Genomic DNA, 7,288 nt, shown 5'->3' with positions numbered 1-7,288 from the left:
CCCCGCGCGGCATGCCCCCGCCGCACGCACCCTCGCCGAGCTCGACGAGACGCTGACCGGGTGCCGCGCCTGCCCGCGCCTCGTCGCCTGGCGCGAGGAGGTCGGCGAGGTGCGTCGTGCGGCCTTCGCCGACTGGGACTACTGGGCCAGGCCGGTGCCCGGGTTCGGTCCCCCGGACGCGGCGATGCTCGTCGTCGGGCTGGCCCCGGCAGCGCACGGCGGCAACCGCACCGGCCGGATGTTCACCGGGGACCGCTCGGGCGATGCGCTGTACGCGGCGCTGCACGACCTGGGGCTCGCTTCCCGCGCCGAGTCCGTACGCCGTGACGACGGGCTGGAGCTGTACGGAGTGCGGGTGACGGCGCCGGTGCACTGCGCGCCGCCCGGCAACAGGCCGACACCCGGGGAGCGCGACACCTGCCGGCCCTGGCTGGCCCGGGAGCTCGAGCTGCTGCGGCCCACGGTGCGGGCGGTCGTCGCCCTCGGCGCCTTCGGCTGGCAGGCGGCACTGCCCGCGCTGGCCGCCGCGGGCTGGACCGTCCCCCGGCCCCGTCCGGTCTTCGGCCACGGCGCCCGCGTCGGACTCGAACCGGCCACCGCGGGCTCCGCCGAGCCGCTGAGCCTCTTCGGCTGCTTCCACGTCAGCCAGCGCAACACCTTCACCCGCCTGCTCACACCGGAGATGCTCCGCGAGGTGCTCGCCGGGGCGGCGCGGGCCGCCGGCCTCGCGGTGCGCGGGGGATGATCCGCCGCCCCGGGGGATCATCCGGGCCCGCGGGGTACTCGTGCGGCAAGCGATGCGACAGGCAGGAAGGTGAGCCCCGTGCCCCGAGGATCCAGCCCCAAGCGGGAACGGCAGTACGAGCACATCAAGGAAAGCGCGGAGAGCCGCGGCGAGAGCGAGAAGAGGGCCAAGGAGATCGCCGCCCGCACCGTCAACAAGGAACGGGCGCGCTCGGGAGAGTCCAAGAGCGCGAGCCGCACCTCCACGCAGGACAGCAAGTCCGCCCCGCAGCGCGGTGGAGAGCGCTCCGGCAAGGGCTCGCAGGGCCCCACCTACGACCAGCTGTACGAGGAGGCCAAGCGCCGCGGCGTCGACGGGCGCTCCAGCATGAACAAGTCGCAGCTGCAGCAGGCGCTGGACAAGAAGTGACGCGGGAAGCCCGGCCGCCCGGCGGCGCGGAAGAGGTCTTCGTCGGGGACACGGTCCGGGACGTCAGGGCGGCATCCGGGGCGGGAGTGCGCTGTGTCGCCCTGCTTCCGGGGGCCTGCCCCGCGCCGACCTGGAGGAGGCCGGGACCGCCGCAGTCTACGACGGTCCCGCGGATCTGCTGCGCTCGATAGGCACCAGCCCCCTGGGCGCCGGTCCCTCCGGCCGGGCCCGGCCGGGCGGATGACACCGTGTGCCCCGAGGGCGTGCCGGTATCACCCGCTCACACGCTCAGCCGTTGACCGGCTCGTCCACCCGGCACGAGTCGACGCGCACCGGGTGGTTGGCGGTCGTTCCGTATCCGGCGAAGGTGGCGGTCTGACGCGGGTCGATCGCACGGCACGGGCCGAGCGTGCCGTCCGTGTAGACGACCTCGACCTGCTGCGTCCCCTCGCAGCCGTTGGTGACGAACGTGTACCGCCAGCCGGTGCTGTACGTGACGCAGGCCGGAGCCTCGGCCCCTCCCGCCGCCAAGGCGGTTCCCCCCGTGCCGAAGGCCGTGAGCACGAGCGCCACCGCCGCCGTCACACGCTTCGAAAGCTGCCGGAACATCTCTGACTCCCTTGGTCATGGGGTTGTCGGACACCTTGAATCCTCGCAGATTCTGCAACCTCTTCCATGATTTTGCGCAAGTTCCGCAAGAAATCTCAGAATCGGACCGTGCTCCGCGCCGCCCGCTTGCCCGATGGCGGGCAAATCACTTGGTGTTCCCGTGTCCGGTCCCTAAGCTCCGGCTTCGTCAGTGCAGAAACGATCCCGAGGAGCGCTCCGTTGACGACCCCCGCGCCGCAAAAACCACCACGGGCCACGGACGCCGGGACCGCGGCGGAGCCGGCACCACCCGCTCCCCGGCACGTCACCGGGGCGGTATGGGTGGCGCTCGGCATCGTGTACGTCGTCTGGGGATCGACCTACCTCGGCATCCGCGTCGCCGTGGAGACCATGCCGCCGTTCCTCTCCGCGGGCGCACGGTTCGTCACGGCCGGGCTGATACTCGCGGCCCTCGTCGCCAGGCGGCAGGGCCCCGCCGCCCTGCGCGTCACCCGCCGCGAACTCGCCTCGGCCGCCCTCGTGGGACTGCTGCTGCTCCTCGGCGGCAACGGGCTCGTCGTCCTCGCCGAGACCTCCGTCCCCTCGGGGCTCGCGGCGCTGCTCGTGGCCGTCATGCCGGTGTGGGTGGTCCTGCTGCGCACGGCCTTCGGGGACCGGCCGGGCGGGGCCACCTTCGGCGGGGTGGCACTCGGCCTCCTCGGACTCGCCGTGCTCACCCTGCCGGGACTCAGCGGGGACGTAGGGCTCGGCGGCGTCCTCACGGTCCTCGTCGCGACCCTGCTGTGGTCCGCGGGCTCCTTCTCGGCCGGCCGCATCCCGATGCCCGCCGACCCCTTCGCCGCCGGCGCGTACGAGATGATCGCGGGCGGACTCGGCTGTGCCCTGCTCGCCCTGGTCCGCGGCGAACAGCGGGGCCTGGACCTCGCCGCGGTCTCCACCCGCTCCTGGCTCGCCCTCGGCTACCTCGTCGTCTTCGGCTCGCTCGTCGCCTTCACCGCGTACGCCTGGCTGCTGCACTCCGCGCCGCTGTCCCTCGTCTCCACCTACGCGTACGTCAACCCGGTGGTCGCCGTCGCCCTGGGCGCCCTGGTCCTGGGCGAGGAACTGACCTGGCCGATCCTCCTCGGCGGCGCGGTCGTCGTCGCCGGCGTCTTCCTGATCGTCAGCACCGAACGCAGGCGGGGAAGCCCGGGCTGAGCCATCCCCGCGGTCCCGGCCGGTCCGGTGATCAGGGCCGGACCGGCCGCCCGCGGGACCTCGGCCGCTCAGGGCACGACCACGATCTTCCGTCCCCGGCCGGCCGCGAACCGGGCCAGTGCCTGCGGGTACTCGTCGAGAGGCATCCGGTCGCTGATGAACACCTCCGGATCGAGCACCCCGCCCGCGAACAGCTCCGCCGCCCGTTCGTAGCTGTGCAGCACCGCCATCGAGCCGGTGATCGTGATCTCCCGGTTGTAGATGCGGTACGGCGAGATCGTGGCCGTCGTCGCGTAGTCCGAGACCCCGAACTGGAGGAACGTCCCGGCCTTCGCCACCCGTTCCAGGCCGTCCTGGATGGCCGCCACGTTGCCGGTCGCGTCCACGACCACGTCCCAGCCGGACGGCCGCTCCAACTCGGCCGCCGAGCGGGCGGCCCGCGAGCAGCCCAGCTTCTCGGCAGTGGCGAGCCGCACGGGATTGATGTCGACGACGTCCACCGACGCGGCGCCGGTGCGCTTGGCCAGCTCCAGCATCATCAGGCCCATCGTCCCGGTGCCGTAGATCAGCACGTGCGCGCCCAGCCTGCTGCCGAGCACGTCGTAGCCGCGCACGGCGCAGGACAGCGGCTCGATCAGTGCCGCGTCCTGGACCGCGACGTGCTCCGGCAGTCGTACGCAGTTGGCGACGGGCGCGACCGCGTACTCGGCGGCGCCGCCGGGCACCGTCACCCCGATCGCCGCCCACCGGTCGCAGAGGTTGTTGTGACCCAGCCGGCAGTAGCGGCACTCGTGGCAGTACAGCGACGGGTCGACGGCGACCCGGTCGCCCACCGTCAGTTCGGTGACCTCGCTGCCGACGCCCACCACCTCCCCGGCGAACTCGTGGCCCGGCACGATCGGCAGGCTCGGCGCGAACTCGCCCTGGAGGATGTGCAGGTCCGTGCCGCACAGCCCGCAGGCCGCCACGTCGACCACCACCTCGCGCGGCCCGGGTGCGGGGTCGGGCACCGTGGTGACGGTGACCTTGCCGGGGGCTTCGATGACAGCGGCCTTCACTTGACGGCTCCTAGGGAGAGGCCCTGGACCAGCTTGTCCTGGGCGGCGAAGCCGGCGGCGAGCACCGGCAGGGAAATGGCGACGGAGGCGGCGCAGACCTGGGCCAGGAAGAGCCCCTGGCTGGTGATGAAGCCGGTGAGGAACACGGGCGCCGTCTGCGCGGTGACGCCGGTGAGGACCCGCGCGAACAGCATCTCGTTCCAGCTGAAGATGAAGCAGATCAGCGCGGTGGCGGCGATGCCCGGCCCGGCGATCGGGGCGACCACCCGGGCCAGGACGGTCGGCAGTCCGGCCCCGTCCATCTGCGCCGCCTCGATGATCGAGACCGGTACGTCCGCCAGGAAGGACTGCATCATCCACACCGCGATCGGCAGGTTCATCGAGGTGTAGAGGAGGACCAGCAGCCAGATGTTGTCGAGCAGCCCGGCGTTCTTCGCGAAGAGGTAGACCGGGAGCAGACCCGCGACGACCGGCAGCATCTTCGTCGACAGGAAGAAGAACAGGACGTCGGTCCACTTCTCCACGGGCTTGACCGACAGCGCGTACGCGGCGGGCAGCGCGAGCAGGAGGACGAGGAGGGTCGAACCGACGCTCGCCGTCGCCGAGTTGATGAGCGCCGGCCAGGGGCCGTCCGCGCCGCCGGCCTCGAGGAAGGAGCGGTAGCCGTCCAGGGTGAGGGAGGCGGCGAGCTTCGGCGGGTTGGCGGCGGCGTCGGACTCGGAGTGGAAGGAGGTGAGCACCATCCACGCGACCGGCAGGAAGAACAGGATGCCGACCAGCCAGGCGAGGAAGCCCAGGGCGGTACCGCGCCTGTTCCGCCGGGGGAGGGAAACGGCCGGAGCGCTCATGCGCGGGACACCTCCGCACGGAACAGGGACGACACGACGCGCAGGGCGAAGGTCGCGACGACGATCGACCCGATGACGACGACCACGCCGGCCGCGGAGGCGAGCCCGTACTCGTGTGCCTGGTAGAAGGTCTGGTAGATGGTGTACGGCAGGTTGGCGGTGCCGAGCCCGCCGGAGGTGATCGTGAAGACCGCGTCGAAGTGCTGCACGATGTAGATCGAGCCGAGCAGCACCCCGAGTTCGAGGTAGCGGCGCAGGTGCGGCAGTGTCAGATAGCGGAACACCTGCCAGTTGCCCGCGCCGTCCAGCCTGGCCGCCTCGACCATCTCCAGCGGCCGGCTCTGCAGCCCGGCCAGCAGGATCAGCATCATGAACGGCGTCCACTGCCAGACCAGCGAGGCCTCCACCGCGATCAGCGGCATCTCGGAGATCCAGTCGGGCTGCGGCGCCGTGCCGCAGCCGAACAGCCCGGCCACCCAGGTCAGGGCGCCGTTGAGTAGGCCGTACTCCGGGTTGTACAGCGCGTGCTTCCACAGCAGCGCGGCGGCGATCGGCACCAGCAGGAACGGCGCGATCAGCATCGTCCTCACGATGCCGCGGCCGGGGAAGGCCCGGTCGAGCAGCAGCGCGACCCCCAGCCCGAGCAGCAGGCTGACCAGGACGACCGAGGCGGTGAGGACCACGGTGGTGAGCACCGAGTCGCGCAGACCGGCGTCGGTGGCGACGGAGCCGTAGTTGGACAGTCCGGTGAACCGCCGCTCGTCCGGATAGAGGGAGTTCCAGTCGAACAGCGAGATCACCAGGGTCGCCACGAACGGCAGTTGGGTGACCGCGATCAGGAAGACCAGGGCGGGCAGCAGCGGGGCGCGGGCGGCCCAGGCGCGGGCACGGTGCGGGCCCCGCCGCGGCGTCCCGGCCGCGGCCCCGGGGTACGGGTGGGTACGGGCGGTGCCGGGCACCGCCTGCGGTGTGCTTGGCGGCGTGGTCATCGGCGTGCTCATCGGTTCCGGTACTCCTCGCCGACCTTCTCGGCCAGCGCCTGCGACTTCTTCAGTGCCTCGTCGACGGACTGGCGTCCGGCGATGGCCGCGCTGATCTCCTGGGAGACCCTGGTGCCGAGGTCGGAGAACTCGGGGATGTCGACGAACTGGATGCCGATGGTGGGCCTGGGCTGGGTGCCCGGATCGGTCGGATCGGCGCTCGAAATCGCCTCCCGCGTCACATCTGCGAACGCAGCGGCCGCCTTCCGGTACTCGGGCCGCTCATAGGTGGAGGCGCGCTTGCCCGCGGGGACGTTCGCCCAGCCGAGTTCCTCACCGACGAGTTCCTCGTACTCCTTGCCCGACGCCCAGGAGATGAACTTCCAGGCGTCATCGGGGTTCTTCGAGGCCTTCTGCAGGCCCCAGGCCCAGGTGTAGAGCCAGCCGGAGCTCTCCGTCCGGTCCACCGGCGCCGGCGCGTAACCGATCCTGCCCTTGACGGGGGAGTCGTCGGCCTCCAGCGAACCGGCGGCGGCCGTGGCGTCGTACCACATGGCGACCTTGCCCTGGGTGAGGTTGTTCAGGCATTCGGCGTAGCCGGCCTGCGCCGCCCCGGACTCACCGTGCTCACGGACCAGGCCGACGTAGAACTTCGTCGCCCTGGTGAACTCCGGCGAGGTCAGCCGTGCCTCCCAGTCCTTGGTGAACCAGGTGCCGCCCATGGTGTTGACGACGGTGGTCAGTGGGGCGATGACCTCGCCCCAGCCGGGCTGGCCGCGCAGGCAGATGCCCTTCATGCCCTTCTCGGCACCGTCGGCCTTCGCGGCGAGCTCGGCGACCTGTTCCCAGGTGGGCTTCGCGGGCATGGTCAGGCCCTCGGCCTCGAAGACGTCCTTGCGGTACATGAGGAAGGACGACTCACCGTAGAAGGGCTGGCCGTAGACCTTGCCGTCCTCGGCGGTGAGCGACTCCCGCATGGGCTCCAGGATGTCCTCCCGGTCGAACCCCTCGTCCTCGGCGACGTACTCGTCCAGCGGGTGCAGCCACTGGTTCTTGGCGTAGAAGGGGACCTCGAAGTTGCTGATGGTGGCCACGTCGTACTGTCCGGCCTGGTTGGAGAAGTCCTGGCTGATCTTGTCCCGGACCTCGTTCTCCGGCAGCACGGTGAAGTTGACCTTGATGCCGGTCTCCTTGGTGAAGTGGTCGGCGGTCAGCTTCTGCAGCTCGGTCATCTGCGGGTTGTTCACCATCAGGACGTTGACCGAGGCGCCGCCGTCGCCGGACCCGCCGGCACCGCCCGCCCCGCTGCACGCCACCAGCAGCGGGCCGGCGGCCGCGGCCGTGAGAAGGATCGAAGGGACTCTGCGTATGGGCATGGCTGTCTCCCATGGATGTTCGGGGGTGTGCGGGACCGGACCGCGGCCCGGAGAGTGCGGGGCGCGG

Annotated in this window: 8 protein-coding genes; 3 read left to right on the top strand and 5 right to left on the bottom strand. The window is 71.5% G+C overall.

Annotated elements, in window-relative coordinates:
* Both GUY61_RS31650 and GUY61_RS31645 read left to right on the top strand, forming a co-directional pair.
* Positions 1-745, top strand: a 745-nt coding sequence (locus GUY61_RS31650) for a uracil-DNA glycosylase (RefSeq protein ID WP_279576878.1), incomplete at its 5' end; no start/stop codon positions are given.
* A gap of 78 nt (positions 746-823) precedes the next feature.
* The gene (locus GUY61_RS31645) at positions 824-1,153 is read left to right on the top strand and encodes a plasmid stabilization protein (RefSeq protein WP_166633681.1); all 330 of its coding nucleotides are present in this window, start codon (positions 824-826) and stop codon (positions 1,151-1,153) included.
* Between the two features lie 288 nt (positions 1,154-1,441).
* Here GUY61_RS31645 and GUY61_RS31635 read toward each other — a convergent pair whose 3' ends face one another.
* Complete coding sequence (locus GUY61_RS31635) at positions 1,442-1,762, bottom strand: alpha-amylase (RefSeq protein WP_166633680.1); 321 nt, start codon at positions 1,760-1,762, stop codon at positions 1,442-1,444.
* A gap of 219 nt (positions 1,763-1,981) precedes the next feature.
* Between GUY61_RS31635 and GUY61_RS31630 the strand changes: the two genes are divergently transcribed.
* Positions 1,982-2,959, top strand: coding sequence for an EamA family transporter (locus GUY61_RS31630; RefSeq protein ID WP_208106706.1), 978 nt, complete (start codon positions 1,982-1,984; stop codon positions 2,957-2,959).
* A 68-nt stretch (positions 2,960-3,027) separates the two neighbouring features.
* Here the strand turns inward: GUY61_RS31630 and GUY61_RS31625 are convergent, their stop codons facing one another.
* Genes GUY61_RS31625 through GUY61_RS31610 form a run of 4 tightly spaced genes read right to left on the bottom strand, consistent with a single transcriptional unit; the run spans position 3,028 to position 7,221 of the window.
* The gene (locus tag GUY61_RS31625; RefSeq protein ID WP_166633678.1) at positions 3,028-4,017 is read right to left on the bottom strand and encodes a zinc-dependent alcohol dehydrogenase family protein; all 990 of its coding nucleotides are present in this window, start codon (positions 4,015-4,017) and stop codon (positions 3,028-3,030) included.
* Positions 4,014-4,865, bottom strand: coding sequence for a carbohydrate ABC transporter permease (locus GUY61_RS31620; protein ID WP_166633677.1), 852 nt, complete (start codon positions 4,863-4,865; stop codon positions 4,014-4,016). Before GUY61_RS31620 ends, GUY61_RS31625 begins: the two co-directional genes overlap by 4 nt.
* Positions 4,862-5,866, bottom strand: coding sequence for a carbohydrate ABC transporter permease (locus tag GUY61_RS31615; protein WP_166633676.1), 1,005 nt, complete (start codon positions 5,864-5,866; stop codon positions 4,862-4,864). Before GUY61_RS31615 ends, GUY61_RS31620 begins: the two co-directional genes overlap by 4 nt.
* Positions 5,863-7,221, bottom strand: a complete 1,359-nt coding sequence (locus GUY61_RS31610) for a sugar ABC transporter substrate-binding protein (RefSeq protein WP_166633675.1) — start codon at positions 7,219-7,221, stop codon at positions 5,863-5,865. Before GUY61_RS31610 ends, GUY61_RS31615 begins: the two co-directional genes overlap by 4 nt.
* Positions 7,222-7,288: the final 67 nt, after the last annotated feature.

The organism is Streptomyces sp. GC420, assembly GCF_009916105.1.
Taxonomy (GTDB): domain Bacteria; phylum Actinomycetota; class Actinomycetes; order Streptomycetales; family Streptomycetaceae; genus Streptomyces.
The sequence above is the reverse complement of the archived record's forward strand: the minus strand, read 5'-3'. Positions and strand labels throughout refer to the sequence as shown.